Here is a 16,390-nt window from a genome sequence, read left to right on the forward strand (position 1 = left end):
CTTCTCCAAGGAGCCCACAGTGATCAACGACATCCACCACATGCGCAACGTCAACCAGTGCCTGTTCACGACCGCAGAGCCGGGCAACGCCCTCAAGGAGTACGACCCGCAGGCTCAGGAGCTCGTCGAGCGCGCGGCCGGACGCCTGGCCTTCGCCCGCGCCGGCCAGGCGGACGGGGCCACTCAGGAGGCGGACGACCTCACACGTGCTGCCACGGCCGAACTCCTGGGCGCGGCCGGTGGCTCCGTCTCCGTACGGTTCGCGCTCATGGTCGCGGCCCGTCTCGTCGAACTCGAAGCCGAGCTGATCCAGGCGCGCGCAACCTCCGTCAGCGAGTCCGGCATCGAGGGCCGATCGTGAAGATCGACGCCGACGTACTGGACACCATCCGATCCGCACGCTGCGACGGGCCGATCCTGTTCCTCAGCGGCCAGCTCGAAGACCGCCTCTACCAGCGCGTGAACCTCGCACTCTCGGCGGTCGGTGGGAGGTGGAACCGCTGGAAGTGCGGCCACGTCTTCCCCGTCAACGCGGCCGACGCCATTGCCGGTCTGCTCGCCGAAGGGGAGGTGACCACCGACGCCGAGCGCGGCTACTTCCCCACGCCGCCCGCCCTCGTCGACGAGGTTCTCGACCTTGCGGACTTGCAAACAGGACAAGAGGTCCTCGAACCGTCCGCGGGTACTGGTGCCATGGCTGAGCGGATCGCTGACCGCGGCGCCGTGGTCGACTGTGTCGAACTGGACCCGGGCCGTGCCGAGATCATCCGAAACCGAGGCTACGCCCGGCAGGTGACCGTCGCAGACTTCCTCACCCTGCCGGTGACCGCGCGCTACGACCGTGTGGTCATGAACCCGCCGTACGCCAAGCAGCTCGACATCCGTCACGTACAGCGCGCATTGCGGTGGATCCGCCCCGACGGGCTGCTCGTAGCGGTGATGTTCGCCGGTCTCACCTTCCGGGCCAACGCAGTGGCAGCGGACTTCCGCAGCCAGGTGCGCGAGGCCCGCGGCACCATCACGCCGCTTCCGGATCACTGGTTCAAGGGCGTCCGGACCGTCCTGACCGTGATCCCGGTGCGCTCACAGTTGCCCGCGCTCGCGCGAGGCCCCGCTGATGCGCCGGTATCGGAGCCGAGGGCATCTCAGGACGGCCTCTTCTGAGACCAAAAGATAGATACCAACACTGACTAGTGTTAGTGTCTACTTGCTGGCCGGCGGTACGAGGAAGCCGACCAGCGACGCCGTGGCATGCGGCAACTCCTCGGTGCCTGGCGGGTGGCCAACCCCCCGCGCCCTGCTCGCCAGGCACCGGCCTCGTTCCAAAGCGAGACCAAGGAGCAGCCCGCCACCTTCCTCACGACCGTGGTGAATCCGCCCCCACCGGGGGCGGATTCCGCGCAGAAGGAGCGTCACGTGGGCGACGGCTACGTCGATCCGAACTACCGCGGCGATCCCGCGGACTACCCGCTCTACCTCAGGCTCCTCGCCGAAAGGGACCGACTCCCCGCCAAGCTGCGGATCCGGGAACCCGACCCGGAGGGGCCGCGCAACCTTGCCGCGCTTGAAGCGGCGATCAGCACCCGACTCAGGAAACGAGCATCATGACCACGGACAAGGCGCCCAGCACAACAGGAGCCGGAGCCCTCGGAACCTCCGACCGGGAGCCGCCCGTGCCAGGGGCGATCTGGTGCAACTCCTGCTCCTCGTGGTGCCTGCCTTCCGGCATCTGCCGCTGCAACAACCGCTGACACCGCAACTGGAGCGGGCGCCCTAGCTGGCGCCCGCTTCGGTGTTCCCGACGCTCGCGGAGCTGAAGCGGCCGCCGGCGGTAGAGAACCAACCGACTAGGCTGGCTTTCCGTAGGGCGCGGGGAACGGCCTACAAGAGGGACGCCACGCCCGTGAACGCCACGCCCGCCAACATCCCCGACGAGCTACTGCCCCTGGCGGTGCCCGTCGCCGACCTCACGCCGTTCCACCGCAACCCCAGGAACGGCGACGTCGCCTCCATCCGCGAATCGCTGACGATCAACGGCCAGTACAAGGCCATCGTCGTCAACCGAGGCACCCACACCGGGCGCCCCGGAGAGATCCTCGCCGGCAACCACACCTTCCAGGCCGCGGTCGAACTCGGCTGGGAGAACCTCGCGGCCACATGGGTCGACGTCGACGACGAAGCCGCCACACGCATCGTCGTCGTCGACAACCGGACCTCTGACCTCGCCGGCTACGACTCGGCCCTGCTCGCCGAGATCCTCGAGGAACTCCCGGACCTCCAAGGCACGGGCTACGACCAGACAGCCCTCGATGAACTCCTCGACCACTCCCTGCCCGCCGTCCTCCCGGCGGAGACCATCGCTAGCGAAGGAGACAAGGTCAAGGACGAGCACCTCCAGTGGGGCTTCATCCAGTGGGGCACCACCCGGGTTCAGATCACCGCGGACGAGGTCGAACGCCTCAACGCGACCCACACCGCGTACTACGAGCGGCGCGGCACCGACTCCGGCTTCGGCCACTACCTCCTCGACAGCGGCGTCGCCGCCAGCGACGACCCGGAGGTCGTTGATGCCTGAGTTCGTCGCGAACTTCCCCCTGGCCGGACTCAAGCCCGCCCCCTACAACCCGCGCCGCCTGTCCGAGAACGCCTTCGAACGCCTCAAGCAGAGTCTGGCCCTGTTCGGCTGTGTAAAGCCGGTCATCGTCAACGGCAACGGCATCCTCATCGCGGGTCACCAGCGCACCAAGAGCCTCAAGGCCAACGGCGAACAGACCGTGCCCGCCCTGCTGCTGGGCAAGCACGTGACCACTCACGACGAGGTCCAGTTCAACCTCCTGCACAACTCCGTGGAGACCGACGGTTCCCGGGTTCGCGCGCCTGCCGCAGCTGACGACGTTCACGGGTGGGAGTGGATCGAGCCCCAGGACATCGCCGTGGTGGCACGTGGCAACGCTGCCATCCAGGAAGAGATCCGCCGCCTCGTCACCCGATACGGGCCTTGGGGCTCGATCGTTGCCGACTCCGCCGGCCGAGTCATCCTCAACAACGACTATGCGGTGGTGGGCCACGACCTGAAATACCCGGTGCTGTGCTACCGCGTGTCCGTGCAGGAGGCCGACGAACTTATCGAATGGTTGGAAGGCGACTACGGCGTCTACGACTACACCCAGCTCGGCATCAAGGCGTACAACCAGCACTGGTGCCAGATGCACCGCCTCGGCGGCGACGAAGGGGACTCTCACAAGTCCACCACCTACGAACGCTACGTCCTGCCCGAAATCAAGCAGGGGCAGCGCATCGTCGACTTCGGGGCCGGTGAGGCGGCGTACATCAAGCGTCTTAAGGAACAGGGGCACGATGCCCACTGGTACGAGCCCCACGTGAAAGCCTCCGGCAAGAAAAATGCACTCGACATCGCGGCGACTGTGGCGCACATCCGGGACCTCCAGCGAGATGTCCAGGCCCACGGGCTGTACGACGTCGTCGTACTCGACAGCGTCCTGAACTCCGTCACCTCACTAGAGTTCGAAGAGCACGTCATTGCCGCCTGCAACTCGCTGCTCAACGCCTCGGGCGTCTTCTACACCGGTACGCGTTCCCTCGGCTCCATCGAGCGCAAGCTCGCGGGCCGGAAGCACCGCAACAACGGGAACTACCGGCGAGCCCTGGAGTTCCTGGACGAGAACGGCTTCGCCGCAACGTTCCGCAGCGGGGTGTGGACCATGCAGAAGTTTCACACCCCAGAGACCCTGCGTGCGCTGCTGTCGAAATACTTCGCCGACGTGGAGATCCTGGGAAATCCGAACGGCGGGAACATCTACGCACGCTGTCGCCGGCCGCTCCCCATCGTCCCCGCGGTTCGTCGCGAGTCACTCGAAGTTGAATTCAACATGGAGTACCCGCAGGGATACCGACACAACCGGCACAAGCCGCTCGTGCAGACCCTCTTGGACATGTGCGAGCGACGAAATGCGTGAATCGGAATTCCCGCCAATTCTTATATAATTAGAGGGTGAATCTTTTATTTCAGGGGGGAATTCGATGAAACCGCCAAAAATTCGAATTGAGCGCGGGGAGAGGCTGTATCACTACCTGTGGCTCAAGTACGTCACGGGTATCGACCTCACCCAGCACTGTGCCCGCTCCCTGCATGGCCCTTACAGCCGGGACGTGCAACAGGACGGCCCGCAAGACCTCACCGCCACGCTCGACGCAAACAGGTACGCCATCGCCTACTACCTGTGCGGCGTCACCACCAGCCCCTACCGATGGGAGGACAACCCGCACCTCGCCTTCGAGCGCGCCCCGGGCTATCACGTCGAGATCCAGGTCAAGGACCTCAAGGTCACCCTCGACGACGCCAGGCCGATCCCGTTCACCGACAAGCACATCCCGCCCGACGACCCCAACGCCGGCAACAAGCGGTATGCCGCCTGCCGGAACTGGCAGTTCGCCCATCACCTGCGCGCCGCCGGCGTCGTGACGATCCCAGGCGAGCGCCCACGCGGCCTCGGAACCGGCAGCGTCCCCGGACAGATGACGCTGATGTAGACGGGCGGTCAGCGCCGGCCGGGTGGAAACCGGGTCGGCGCTAACCGAATCCGCAGGCTCAGTGATCCGGTTCGCGCCCGGATTCGTCTTGGCCACCGTCACCGTCAGACGTCCGGTCCCCTCGCCACCTGTCAGCGACGTCCCGAACCGCGTCAATCAGTGACGCGCACTGACCCGCGATCGGTACGAGAAGCACCAGGCAAAGGGAAACGACCCCGCTCCATTGCAGGACCATGGTCGTAGCTGAATCCGCCGACATCGGCTCTCCTCAAAACGGGGCCGTGCCGAGCACTCGAATACGCCGATGCACCCGGACGACCACATGGGTGATCGACCGAGTTCCATCCGACGCTGAAACCGTTACTGCTCTGCTGCGTGACCAACTGTGGCCACGGGGAGCGTTGGAACGGAGCCGCTATGCTCATCACGGGTCACTCACCGTTTGAACAGGCATTTCGTCGGAATGCGCCGTCTACACGGATTGCGACTGGCTGACGCAGGCACTGCCCGGCCAGCACGAATCTCCACGCACGAAGCTAACACCCACGCACCTGCGTCGTCCCGGCTTTCGCTCAGGAACCAACTGACCGGCGTCTGGACGGCCGCACGAAGTGCGATCATGGCGGTGGGCGTGGGGGCGCACCGAGCTGTGGAGGAGCCCCGCGGTGGGACGCCCTGACAAAGCCGCGCGTGCGGCCATCGCGCGCCGCCGCTCGGACGCCATCGACCTACGCCTCGCCGGCGTCGACTGGCTGTCCATCGCCAGAAAGCTGGCCGCTGACCCGGCCGTGAACGCCGACGGGGTCGCATACCCCCAGGGCTACGGGATCGAGCGGTACCGCAAGGGTCAGGAGCCCCCCGACGAGCAGGCCCTGATTCACGCCGCCTGCCGAGACGTCCGCAAGGCCCTCGACGACCGCCGCACCGAACTGAACCACGACGTCGACGCGATGCGCGCCTTGGAAGCAGACCGTCTCGACCGGCTGTTCCTCGTCGCCTACCGGAAGGTCGTCCGCGACCAGGACCTCACCGCCATCGACCGTGCTCTGCGCGTCATGGAGCGGCGCGCACGGCTGCTCGGCCTCGACATGCCCACCCGTACCGAACTCGCCGGCCCGGAAGGCGGGCCCGTCCAGGTTGCGACGGCCACGACGGACGAACTCGCCGCGCTCATCGACCTCACTGACCAGGCCGATAGCTGATGAGTAGCCGAGACCGCGAGGCCCTTCTCGCGCAGTACGGCACGCTGCCCACCGAGCAGCGCCGTGCCATTGCCGCCCAAGCCTCGCCCGAACTCCGCGCCCAGCTCGTAGTCGTGGAGAAACGTCTCGCCATGGACCGCTCCCCAGGCGCCCTGGCCGCCGTCCTGACCGACGGCCGAGAGATGCAGGCACCCCACCTCGATCTCATCGACAAGGCGTTCATCGACATGGCCGAAGGCCGGCTCGACCGCGTCATGCTCACCATGCCCCCGCGGCACGGCAAGAGCCGCCGCGCCAGCCGATGGGCACCCCTGTGGTACCTCCGGCGAAACCCCGGCCACCGCATGATGATCGCCAGCTACAGCTCCGACCTCGCCGACGATCACGGCCGCTGGATCCGCGACGCGATCCTCACCTGGGGCGAAGACCTCGGCATCCACCTCAAGCCCGGCAGCCAGGCCGCCAACCGCTTCGACATCGTCGGCGGCGAGGGCGGCCTCCTAGCCGCCGGTATCGGCGGCGGCCTCACCGGCCGTGGCGCCCACATCGCCATCGTCGACGACCCCGTCAAGGACATGGCCGACGCCGATAGCCCCACCATGCGCAAGCGTGCGTGGGACTGGTGGACCTCCGTCCTCCAGACCCGCATCGAGCCCAACGGGGCGATCTGCGTCATCCAGACGCGCTGGCACGAAGACGATCTCTCCGGCCGCATTCTGGCGTCCGAACGCGACGCCTGGCACGTCATCGACCTGCCCGCCCTCGCCGACAGCCCTGATGACCCCCTCGGCCGCCCCCTCGGTCAACCGCTCTGGCCCGAGCGGTTCGACACCACCCACCACGCCAAGACCCGCAAGCGCGTCGGCGAACGAGTCTGGGGAGCCCTCTACATGCAGAAGCCCCGCCCACCCGAGGGAGGCGTCTGGAAGCGGAAGTGGATCGAGGCAGCCCGGATCAACGCCGTCCAGTTCTCCGGCCTCGACATGGCCCGGATCGTCGTCGCCGTCGACCCCGCCGGCGGCGACTCCACCGTGAACGACGAGACCGGCGTCATCGGCCTCGGCCGCGACTTCGACCGACACCTCTACCTGCTGGCCGACAGGTCCGGCCCTATGGGGGCCAATGACTGGGGCATAGCCGCCTGCCGCCTCGCCCTCGAACTCAAGGCAGACGCACTTGTCGTCGAGAGCAACTACGGCGGCGACATGGCCAAGCAGATTCTCCGCCAGGCATGGGAGCAGCTGCGCGCTGACGGCATCACCAAGGGTCTGCTCATGCCGATGATCCTGGAAGTCACCGCCAAGGTCGGAAAACGCCTGCGCGCCGCACCAGTCGCCCAGCTCTACGAACAGGGCCTCGTCCACCACGTCGGCGAGTACCCCGAGCTCGAAGACCAGATGGTCACCTGGGTCGAAGGCATGGACAGCCCCGACAGGATGGACGCTGCCGTACACGGCCTGACGGAGCTCGCAGACCCGGACCAACTCGATGTCGTTGTCAACGACACCGAGGACGGCCGGTTCGACGGCCGGAGGTAACCCCACCCTCGCACATAGGTCGATGTGCTCTTTAGCGATTGACGCTTATAACTTGACGCAGCTGGAGTACGTTGAGTCTTATGTGTCAGCGACCTGGATCGGCCGGACGGGTACACCCATCCGTACGATCGGCGGCCGCAGAGCAGAGGATGGTGCCGGGCTGTCAGCGCAAGCCAACAACCCGGCAACCGGTGCAGGTCGGGGACGTTTTCCGGTAGCCCCTACCTTGCGGTGGTGCAGGAACGGCGGCTGATCACTGGTTCGTGAACCAGCCCGTGATCCAGGCTGCAACCTGGATCAACAGGAAGGCCAGCCGGCCGTTCCTCTCCCTCTTGGACGGATCCTTGGGGCTACGGTGACGCCCGCGGTCCCTTTGCATCGAACTCTCCCACCTTCCAGGCACCATCCCGGTATCTGGTGCGTAATGTGCCGGGAAGGCAGAGGAGTTCAGCGCGTCCATCGTCAACATAAGTGACGGCACCTTCGGTCGGGGCGGAGTTGTGGATATCCCCAGCCCCCTGTGGACAGCTCCGGTGGAAACGGCCCAATGAGGAAACGGCCCCGTGTAGCGTCGCGATCATGCTGATGAGCGGAAGAGCGGTACGGGTAACCGCTGCGGGGATAGCCCTCTGGGCAGGGCTGATGGCGTGTGCGGGCGCACCTAGCGAGCCCTCCTTCGACGAGAAGCGGGACCAGCACGTTGCCGAGCTGAAGGCTGCGGGTGACCTGGGCCGCCGGGAAGGGCTACTCGCCCAACGTCGCAAGCTGGCGGACGGCGTCCCAGCCACCGCCGCAAGTCCGACCCGAGCTGAGTGCGAGCAGCGGTGGACGGATGCGGGTCGGAAGGAGAGAACGGCTGGCGCCCGTGACGCGTTCGTCGGAGCCTGCGCCAGCTTCCCTGTTCCCGGCCTGGCTGGCCACCCCGCAGCGGTCGCGGAGGCCGAGAGGCCTTAGGCGCTAATCCCCGAGCATCAGGCTCGCCGGGAAGTAGCAACTGCCTGTCTCATTCGCGTGTCGCTTCTTGCGGGCCAAGAGCTCGTCGAGCCGGACGCGGTCGTCCAGCACGCAGAAGAGGTCGGTGCCATCCATCGTGATGAAGGAGGTGCCTTCGCGAAAAACAGCGCGGGCTCCCGACGTGAAGCCGTTCACGCTGACGAAGAGCCCCAGTGCGTTCTTGCCCTTGCTGCGCACCTTGTCATTGAACTCCCGCAGCCGTCCCGCCTCAACGGACTCCTTCAGCCACTTTGCCTCGATCACGTAGTCGTCCGTGTCGAAGGTGAAGGATCCGTCGATCTGCTCGTACTCCAGCTCGTAGGCGAGGCGCGGTTGCATGTCGTGCAGTCTGAACAGGGCATTCAGCAGAATCTCGAACTCACGCCCGGCCTGCTGGCGGTTGGTCTCCATCTGGAGCCGGAGGAACTCCTCCTTGAGCTCGGCGAGCCGCTCAGAGAACCCGCGGCGGTACTTCTCCCGCTCCTCAGCAGCAGCCTGCTCCGCCTCCACGGCAGCTCGCTCCTCCAACAGGCCTTGCAGACGATCAGTCCAGGCCCGAAGCTCGGCAACGGCATCGCGTGCCTCAGCCAGCAGTTTCTCTGAGTTCTCGTGCCTCTTGAGGCTGGGGAAGGAATCCCGCTGGGCCACTTCGAGCATGATGGACAGGGTCAGGTCCTTGAACCGGTCCTCGCCAGCCTTCAAGCGCGCGACGAAGGCGCTGGCAAAGCGGATCTTGTAGTCGGTGAAGTCGAGGCCGACTACGAGCTCCGGATACTCCTCGGACCGTACCCGGATGAATTCGGCAAGCTCAGGCTTGTACCAGAAGATCCTGGCCAACGCCTCGGTAAGGGCCTCGTACGCCGCCGGATGAATCCGCTGTGCTCGCATAGACGTCACGTAGCTCGCGCTCCTCCCCGTCGCGGTCAGCATCAGTGCTGACCCCAGCCCGATGATGTTACCCAGGGACACTGAGCCAGTGCTCTGCGAAGTGTCAACCGGCCGATGAGCGGCCCGTGGTCGGCCACACCCGGCGCTAACCTGAATGGGCGGCGCGGGGGCCGACTGCCTGGAGAACCGCTGTGGGCCTGCGCAAGCTGATCACCGACGTATGGAGCTGGCTCGACTACAAGCCGGTCATGGCCGACCCCCGCCGTCCCGGCCGCAACGCTTGGTCCGACCTCACGTCCTCCTGGGTCCCAGATGAGGATCTGCGACGGTTGTCCGCGTACCGGCTTCTAGCCGCCTACGACTCCAACCAGGCCGGCCAGGTCGCCGCGATCACCGGTGATGACGCTGCGGGCGGGGAGCGGCGGGAGCTCGGGGACGCGAGCAAGCTGATCGATACTGCCCTGGGCTACCTGCTCGGATCGGAGCAGACGATCATCGTGCCCGGCGCGGAGCAGACCGCTGGCGAGGAGCCCGAAGGACATGCGGAGGCCGCCGCGGTGCAAGACCGTCTCCGGGCCTGGGCGGAGAAGGAGCTCCTGCCCCTGCGCCTCCAGCAGGCCGAGCGGACCGCGCTCCTCCTCGGCGACGCCGTCTACTCTCTGGCCTGGGATCCCGCCAAGGGCCGCGTCCTCCTCCGCACGTGGGACCCGGGCCTGTACTTCGCCGAGTGGCCGGACGACGAGCAGGACTCAGGCGAGTTCCCAACCCGCGTGCACCTTGCCTGGGAGATCCCCGAAGACGTACGCCGCGGCACCAAGGCGAGACTCCGCCGCATCACCTACGAGCTCGCACCGATCGCGCCCGCCAGCCGTCCCGCCACGACCAAGGACGGAGCTTACGTCCGTGAGTCTGTTGCCGGAGACGACGGCATCGCCCTGCTGGTGCCCGGTGATGCCCAGGACCGCAAGACCGGGATCATCACCCGCACCTATCCGTGGGCGGCAGGACGGCCCTCCGCCTACACGTGCTACCTCACAGACGCCGAATGGGACCTCGATGACCTCAAGCACTCCGACCTGCTGTACGACCTGCCCCTCCACAAGGCGACCTTCCGAGCCCGCTCCGACGGCGAAGTCCTCGACCGGCTCGACCTCCAGGTCGACTTCATCCCCCTGATTCACATCACCAACACCATCCCCCACTCTGGCGACCACTGGGGCAAGCCCACCCTGGCCACTGTCCTTCAAGCCCTCGACGAGCTGTCCGCCACCGACACGGACGCCTCCGGTGCGAGCGCCACCACAGGCTCCCCGATCATCGGTCTCGCCGGGGCCAGGCTCCCGATCGACCGGAACACGGGGCAGCCTCTGCCCCTGAAGGTGCGAGCAGGCACGGTGTGGCAGCTCAACGACGGCGGACGCATGGACGTCCTCGATACCTCCGCCCAGCTCGCCGAACTCCGCTCCAGGGTCGACCACCTCCTCGACCGCATCGCCGCCAACAGCCGCATCACCGCCGCGGGCCTCGGCACCCTCGATCCCACCGGCCTCCCGTCCGGCTACGCCCTCGCCCTCGCCCTCGGCCCGCTCGACTCCCTTGTCGGCGGCATGCGCCTGGCCCGGGCCCACAAGTACGCGATCATGCTGCGCATGGTGCAGCGCCTCCACCAAGCCGGTCATGCGCAGGGGTGGCCCGCCGGGGAGTCCGCGCCCGCACAACTGGCGTGGGGTCCCCACACCCCCACCGACCGAGCGGCGATCCTCGAGGAAGTCGTCAAGGGGGTAGGCGCTGGTGTGCTGTCCGTCGAGACCGGCGTGCGCATGCTCCAGGACGCCGGGTACCCGATCGATGACGCGCAGGACGAGATCGAGCGCATTCAGGCCCGGGCATTCGACGCGGCAGCGCGGTTGGCGGACGCTACAGGTGACAACGCTGCAGTGCGGCGCTACCTCGGGCTGCCGGAAGCCAAGGAGAGCGCGACAGTCCCACTGATCCCGGGACCCTAAAGGCTGCCGGTTCGCTGCCGGATAGCTGCCGCTTCCTTGCCGCTTAGCTGCCGGATCTGTATCGTGCTGCTTGCCGGGGGCGTCCCCGCGCGTTTGAGGACCGTGGAGGAGGTGTCTTGATGGCCGAGGTGAAACCCCCGCCGGGCGCGAAGCGACGTCTTGCTGAGTACCTCGCAACGGAAGTCGGGGAGGGTGGCACCTTCACCCTGGAGCAGCTCCAAGAAGCCGTTCCCGACACGCGGGACCTCACGCGTCGGCTACGTGACCTGAAGGCTCACGGCTGGGAACTTGCGACACCGCGAGAGACGGGCACCAACTCCTATCAACTGCTCAAGGTCGGCGAGAGGGTTTGGGAGTCAACCCGCCGCCTGGAGTTCCCGCGGCTCAGGCAAGCCCGTCAACGAGCCGCCGTCCTGGAACGCGACAACTACCGGTGCGTGATGTGCGGCACGGGCGCCGGCGAGCCGGAGGCCTCGGATCCGGCGGAGGCCGCCCACTTGGAAGTGGCGTTCAGAACGCCCATCTCTGCGGGAGGATCGGACGATCTCGACAATCTGCTGACTCTCTGCGCGAACTGCCACCGCGCGTTCGACCGGAAAGGTTGGGGCGGCACGGCTGATTCCGTCATGGAGCAAGTGCGGGATCTTTCCGTGCAGCAGAAGACCGTCCTTCTTGCCTGGATGGCGGCAGGGCAGCGGACTCTGTCGCCGGTAGAGCGAGCGTGGACTGCCTACCGAAGGCTGTCACCAGAGGATCAAGGGCTGCTTCGGCGCGAACTCGCATCGCAGGTCGAAGAGCTTGCAGGAGGCCAGGATTTGGCGAGGTAGCTCGCCCCAGACTCCGCCGACCCCGAGAACCTTCCACAGCTGCCCGGGGCCGGCGGCTAGCCACACCCATCGCGATCAACGGAAGGAGGTGACGTACCTCCATGATGACCCATCCCTCGGAAGGCGAGCGCAAGCCCGTCACCGACTGGCTGACGCTCCTCATCATCCTGCTGATGATGTTGAGCATCCTGATTGCCGCCGGTTCCTGGAACCCGCAGCAGATCGGCGAAATGCTCGGGGCGCTGCTGGCGACCCTGCTGACCTCAGCGAGTGTCGGGGCCGTGCGCCGGGCCTGAGCTAAACCTGGCGGCGGCGCTCGTGGAGGGCCGCCGCCAGGCCGCATTCGTCAATGCGCGGAACTGCGGTCAGCGCGCCCCCCGTGCTAGGTCCGGTTCGCTTCGATCTGGAGGGGGAGGAGATCGTGGGGAAACGGATTCGAACCATGGCTTGATTGGAGCACGAGTTCGATTATGGTGACATCCTCGTCGTAAGCGGTCTTTACGGGCAGATAGGTGACAGGTCATGGCATTGGGGTGAACTCTTCTCGGCCCGTGCACGCTGCTGCGTCTGCGAGAGACGACACTCGCAGCAAGGCCCGTTGATCGTTATCGCGCAGCGAATACGTTCGCCCGGGCACCTGTGGCTGCTAGACAGTTCCGAGCCGGAGGTAGACCGCCCGTGGCGGTGAACGGAAACCCGACCGTCAGAAGGCGTCGGCTGGGCGCGGAGCTGCGTCGGCTCCGTCTGGCCAGTGGTCTGACGAGTACGCAGGTGGCCGAGTATCTGTTGATCTCGCAGCCCAAGATCAGCCACTTGGAGAACGGCCGCCGCGCCATCAAGCCCCGTGATGTGCGGGACCTGTGCGCCCTCTACCAAGTCACGGACCAGCGGGTCATCGACTCCTTGATGCGGATGGCCACGGAAGCAGACCAGCAGGGCTGGTGGGTGGTCTGCGGCGATGTCCCCTACGCCGTCTACATCGGCCTGGAGACGGCAGCCTCCTCGATCCACTCCTACGAACCCCTGGTTGTCCCCGGCCTGCTGCAAACTCCCGCCTACGCGGCCACGGTCATCGAGGAAACGATCCCTCTGGCCACGCCCGAACAGATCGCCGTGCGCCGTGAGGTCCGGCTGCGCCGCCAGTCCCGGGCCCACCACCCGGCCCGGCGCCTGCGCTTATGGGTGGTACTGGATGAATCCGCACTGCGCCGCGTCGTCGGCAGCCCGCAGATCATGCGCGAACAGCTCCAGTACCTGAACCACCTCGGCGCGCAGCCGCACATCACCGTGCAGGTCCTCCCACACAGCGCGGGAGCCCACCCCGGCCTCTCGGGACAGTTCTCTATCCTCGACTTCCCGGACGCCCCCGGGGCGGGGACGGTGTATCTGGAACGGTTCACCAGCGATCTCTACCTGGAGAAGCGATCCGACGTGCGGCACTTCAGCGCCATGTTCGACCGCCTTCAGGCCCAGGCCCTGAAACCGGAGCACACCCGCCAGTTCATCACCCGCGCTACTGAGGAGCTGCCAGCCGCCGGATCGCTGCCCGGCCGACCGTGAATCGCCGCACCGGCCGCAGGTCACTGCGTCGCGTACAGCCGCTCGCGCAGGTACAGAAGGGCGGCGGTGTCAGCGACGGCGGCCAGGTCGGTCAGCAGGGTGCGGATGGCCGCGTCGTCGCCGTCGCGGACTGCCCGCACGATCTGCTCGACCGTTTCGCGTACGGACGGATCGATGCCTGCCGGACCGGCCGGGGCCCAACCAAGGCCGGCCGGTCCGGCAGGCTCGCCGGGCCCGGCGCCCGCCGGGGTGCCTGGCACTGCCGTCATGTCATCCCCTAACGGATCGCCCCGTCGCAGGTCACGGCCTGCGGGACGGGCGTGCGGACCGCGCTACGATCAGGCCTGGCCGCCGACGGTACCGGGGAGTCGGGAGCGGCGCTTCGAGACAAGCTGAGGGGAATCGTGAGTCGTCTTCCGGGTCGTCAGGCCGGACGCTGTGCCGGAACCCGAACGACACAGCCGTGAATCATGGGTGTTGGCGGCATGCCCGCTTCGTCCGGCTACGGGAGGAACTCGCTCTCGGCGAACTCCCGCAGGCCTGGGGTAAAGAACAACGCTCGCGCCGGTTGCAGCGCGACGGCCCGGCCGCATAGGCGACGGGAGCGGGGCGAACTTACGACCCCGTTCGGCGCACTCCTGATGGTGGAGTGGGTTACTGATGGGCGGCCCCGCCCCGTCGTCGCCGCACGATATAGCGACACGATCAAGCTAACAGCCCGCCGGCACAACGTGCGGCACTCTGCCGTCGTCCCCGAATGGCTGGCGCGGACAGGCGCTGGCACCTTGTGTATGCCAAACATGGGGCTATGAGGCGAGACATGTCCAAGCTTGAGCAAGAGTCGTTGACATTGCCAGACGTGCTTGCTGCGCTCGGAAGAGATCTTTGGATTGCTCAGAGCCGAGCGCAGGACGACGGCGCATATGGGCTTTCCCTTGAGCACGTCACAGTAGAGCTTGAACTGGCAGTCACTAAGGCAAGTGGCAGTGAGATGAATGCGGGTATCCGTGTTTGGAGCGTAGGCGCTGGCGGATCGCGCACCAGGGACTCTACCCAGGCGACGTCACACAAGCTCACATTGGATCTCACGCTCTCCGATGTGGGGCCGGAGGATGACAGCCCCCCTAGCCTCTCTCAAAGCGAAGACCCGAACGCTCCTCAAAGCCCGACGACCACCCTGGCGGCGCCCGCGAACCCCAGGAGTACCCGCTCCGCCACAAGCCGGGGAGCGGGGAAGCATGGTGTCGTCGCGCGTAGGGAAGAGGCCACGGCGAAGAAGACGACGACAGCGAGGGCCACGACAAAGAAGGCCACGACAGCGAAGGCGACGGCGAAGAAGGTCACGGCAAAGAAGGCCACGACAACCAAGGGGACGGCGAAGAAGGCCACGCCTGCGAAGAGGGCAGAAGCGTAGGCAGACAGCGTGGGGCGGCTTACCGCCGTCCCCCTGTCGGCGCGAAAGACGTCGGCTGTAGTGGTCATGTCTGTACCGTCTCTGACCGGCTTACGGCCCGATGAGAAAACGGCCCAGTCTGAAGGCGAGGCTAGACTGATCAACGGCGTGGGGGCGCTGGAGACCTTGACGAGGTTCACGCATGACGCGCCTGCTCCCTTCGCCGCTTGCGCCGGTCGGCTACCGCCGCGACGGCCGCCCGATCTACCCGATTCTCGGTGCCGCCCCGAACGACCTCTCGTCCGATCCCGCCGACCCGGCGGATCCGCCGACCTCGACCGTTTCCCAGGACGACCTCAACCGCCTTCTAGCCCGAGAGAAGACCCAGGGCGGCCGAGCAGCTGTGAAGAAGCTCCTGGGGGACCTCGGATTCGACACCCCCGAGGCACTGGGCGAGTTCATCACCACGAAACGCGAGGCGGATCAGGCCGCCCTGTCGGATGTCGAGCGCCGCGAACAGGCCGCGGCCGAACTGGAGCGGCAGGCCAATCAGCGCCTTGCCGACGCGGACGCCCGGGAGCGGGCAGCGGTCCGTCGCGCCGTGCTCGCCGGACTGGGGGCAAGCGGAGAGGACCTGGCGGACGCCGTCGTCCTAATCGAGCGAGCCCTCGCCGATCAGCCGGAAGCCGACGAAGCCGCCGTCACCGCCGTTGCTGAACAGCTCAAGGAGCGACGGCCGAGCCTCTTCGGTCAGCAGACCCCGCCGCCGGCGCCTGGAGGCTCACCCGCTGGGGGTCCGCCGAGCCGTGGGGGATTGGTGCCGCGGCCGGGCGCCGCCGGTCTGGAGATGGCCCGCCGCCGCGGTTTCGTCTCCGGCTGACCCGCACGTACCGCTCCCATCGGCGGGCAAGCCGGACCAGGGGACCACGCCCCTCTCTTCCGTGGACGACGCCACCGCCCTGGTGTGCGCCTGCCCCCGCTTCGCGTCCCACGGGAGGACAGGCTGTGACCATCCAGCCGATCACCACGTCGTTGTCGTACACCGCTGACCGGGCCTGGCTCGGCAGCCTGCACGGCACCGACTCCACCGAGACGATCACCCTCGACGTCTCCAAGCTGTCCGCCGCGCACATCCAGGCGTCCACCGACACCAGCCAGCCGTACGGCCGGGTCCTGTCCGGGGTGCCGGTCGGGAAGATCACCGTCTCCGGCCTCTATGGATCCTTCGACCCTGCCGCAGCCGACGGCCGCCAGAACTTGGCCGGCTTCGTGTTCGCCGAGACCCTGTACGCCCCGTCGGCGGCGAAGGTGCCCGCGGCGCTCCTGTGGCACGGCGTGGTCGTCACGGCGAAGGTGCCCGGCGGCATCGATACCACCAAGGTCACCGCCTCGGTGACCGGCCCGCAGATCCGGTTCGTGTGAGGAGACGACG

General features: G+C 67.0%; 17 protein-coding genes and 1 pseudogene. 15 read left to right on the forward strand and 3 right to left on the reverse strand.

Annotation, left to right across the window (positions count from 1 at the left end):
* Positions 1–19: 19 nt before the first annotated feature.
* The 8 genes from ACZ3X1_RS05335 to ACZ3X1_RS05370 all read left to right on the forward strand — a co-directional run bounded on the left by ACZ3X1_RS05335 (position 20) and on the right by ACZ3X1_RS05370 (position 7,291).
* Complete coding sequence (locus ACZ3X1_RS05335) at positions 20–361, forward strand: hypothetical protein (RefSeq protein ID WP_467276824.1); 342 nt, start codon at positions 20–22, stop codon at positions 359–361.
* Positions 358–1,164 (forward strand): class I SAM-dependent methyltransferase, encoded by an 807-nt coding sequence (locus ACZ3X1_RS05340; RefSeq protein ID WP_467276826.1) that lies wholly within the window; start codon positions 358–360, stop codon positions 1,162–1,164. Before ACZ3X1_RS05335 ends, ACZ3X1_RS05340 begins: the two co-directional genes overlap by 4 nt.
* Before the next feature lie 252 nt (positions 1,165–1,416).
* Entirely contained in the window at positions 1,417–1,608 is a 192-nt protein-coding gene (locus ACZ3X1_RS05345; RefSeq protein ID WP_355406567.1) for a hypothetical protein, read from the forward strand.
* 295 nt (positions 1,609–1,903) lie between these two features.
* Complete coding sequence (locus tag ACZ3X1_RS05350; protein WP_467276830.1) at positions 1,904–2,575, forward strand: ParB N-terminal domain-containing protein; 672 nt, start codon at positions 1,904–1,906, stop codon at positions 2,573–2,575.
* Positions 2,568–3,977: a ParB N-terminal domain-containing protein gene (locus tag ACZ3X1_RS05355; protein ID WP_467276832.1), complete on the forward strand. Its 1,410-nt coding sequence runs from the start codon at positions 2,568–2,570 to the stop codon at positions 3,975–3,977. Before ACZ3X1_RS05350 ends, ACZ3X1_RS05355 begins: the two co-directional genes overlap by 8 nt.
* 64 nt (positions 3,978–4,041) lie before the next feature.
* A complete protein-coding gene (locus ACZ3X1_RS05360) occupies positions 4,042–4,551 on the forward strand; it encodes a hypothetical protein (protein WP_467276835.1) in 510 nt (169 codons plus the stop codon).
* Between the two features lie 665 nt (positions 4,552–5,216).
* A complete protein-coding gene (locus ACZ3X1_RS05365; protein WP_467276837.1) occupies positions 5,217–5,753 on the forward strand; it encodes a hypothetical protein in 537 nt (178 codons plus the stop codon).
* Positions 5,753–7,291 (forward strand): terminase large subunit domain-containing protein, encoded by a 1,539-nt coding sequence (locus ACZ3X1_RS05370; protein WP_467276839.1) that lies wholly within the window; start codon positions 5,753–5,755, stop codon positions 7,289–7,291. The genes ACZ3X1_RS05365 and ACZ3X1_RS05370 overlap by 1 nt, the downstream gene beginning before the upstream one ends.
* Before the next feature lie 957 nt (positions 7,292–8,248).
* Here ACZ3X1_RS05370 and ACZ3X1_RS05375 read toward each other — a convergent pair.
* Entirely contained in the window at positions 8,249–9,214 is a 966-nt protein-coding gene (locus ACZ3X1_RS05375) for a restriction endonuclease (RefSeq protein WP_467276841.1), read from the reverse strand.
* A 149-nt stretch (positions 9,215–9,363) separates the two neighbouring features.
* Between ACZ3X1_RS05375 and ACZ3X1_RS05380 the strand changes: the two genes are divergently transcribed.
* The 4 genes from ACZ3X1_RS05380 to ACZ3X1_RS05395 all read left to right on the forward strand — a co-directional run bounded on the left by ACZ3X1_RS05380 (position 9,364) and on the right by ACZ3X1_RS05395 (position 13,565).
* The gene (locus ACZ3X1_RS05380) at positions 9,364–11,178 is read left to right on the forward strand and encodes a hypothetical protein (RefSeq protein ID WP_467276843.1); all 1,815 of its coding nucleotides are present in this window, start codon (positions 9,364–9,366) and stop codon (positions 11,176–11,178) included.
* A 119-nt stretch (positions 11,179–11,297) separates the two neighbouring features.
* Positions 11,298–12,005: an HNH endonuclease gene (locus tag ACZ3X1_RS05385; protein WP_467276846.1), complete on the forward strand. Its 708-nt coding sequence runs from the start codon at positions 11,298–11,300 to the stop codon at positions 12,003–12,005.
* Between the two features lie 101 nt (positions 12,006–12,106).
* A complete protein-coding gene (locus tag ACZ3X1_RS05390) occupies positions 12,107–12,301 on the forward strand; it encodes a hypothetical protein (RefSeq protein ID WP_467276848.1) in 195 nt (64 codons plus the stop codon).
* A 382-nt stretch (positions 12,302–12,683) separates the two neighbouring features.
* Positions 12,684–13,565, forward strand: a complete 882-nt coding sequence (locus ACZ3X1_RS05395; RefSeq protein ID WP_467276851.1) for a helix-turn-helix domain-containing protein — start codon at positions 12,684–12,686, stop codon at positions 13,563–13,565.
* 20 nt (positions 13,566–13,585) lie between these two features.
* Here the strand turns inward: ACZ3X1_RS05395 and ACZ3X1_RS05400 are convergent, their stop codons facing one another.
* On the reverse strand, positions 13,586–13,834 hold the full coding sequence (locus tag ACZ3X1_RS05400; protein ID WP_467276854.1) for a hypothetical protein: 249 nt from the start codon (positions 13,832–13,834) through the stop codon (positions 13,586–13,588).
* A 551-nt stretch (positions 13,835–14,385) separates the two neighbouring features.
* On the opposite strand from ACZ3X1_RS05400, the pseudogene ACZ3X1_RS05405 reads away from it, so the two are divergent.
* Positions 14,386–14,628 (forward strand): annotated as a pseudogene (locus ACZ3X1_RS05405) (trypco2 family protein); the annotation flags it as partial.
* A gap of 95 nt (positions 14,629–14,723) precedes the next feature.
* Here ACZ3X1_RS05405 and ACZ3X1_RS05410 read toward each other — a convergent pair.
* Positions 14,724–15,047: a hypothetical protein gene (locus ACZ3X1_RS05410; RefSeq protein ID WP_467277623.1), complete on the reverse strand. Its 324-nt coding sequence runs from the start codon at positions 15,045–15,047 to the stop codon at positions 14,724–14,726.
* A gap of 113 nt (positions 15,048–15,160) precedes the next feature.
* On the opposite strand from ACZ3X1_RS05410, the gene ACZ3X1_RS05415 reads away from it, so the two are divergent.
* The gene (locus tag ACZ3X1_RS05415; protein ID WP_467276857.1) at positions 15,161–15,838 is read left to right on the forward strand and encodes a hypothetical protein; all 678 of its coding nucleotides are present in this window, start codon (positions 15,161–15,163) and stop codon (positions 15,836–15,838) included.
* A gap of 125 nt (positions 15,839–15,963) precedes the next feature.
* Positions 15,964–16,380 carry a head decoration protein gene (locus tag ACZ3X1_RS05420; RefSeq protein ID WP_467276859.1) on the forward strand — a complete coding sequence of 139 codons (417 nt, stop codon included), beginning with the start codon at positions 15,964–15,966 and terminating at the stop codon, positions 16,378–16,380.
* Positions 16,381–16,390: the final 10 nt, after the last annotated feature.

The sequence above is a fragment of the Streptomyces sp. NPDC023541 genome, assembly GCF_055559995.1.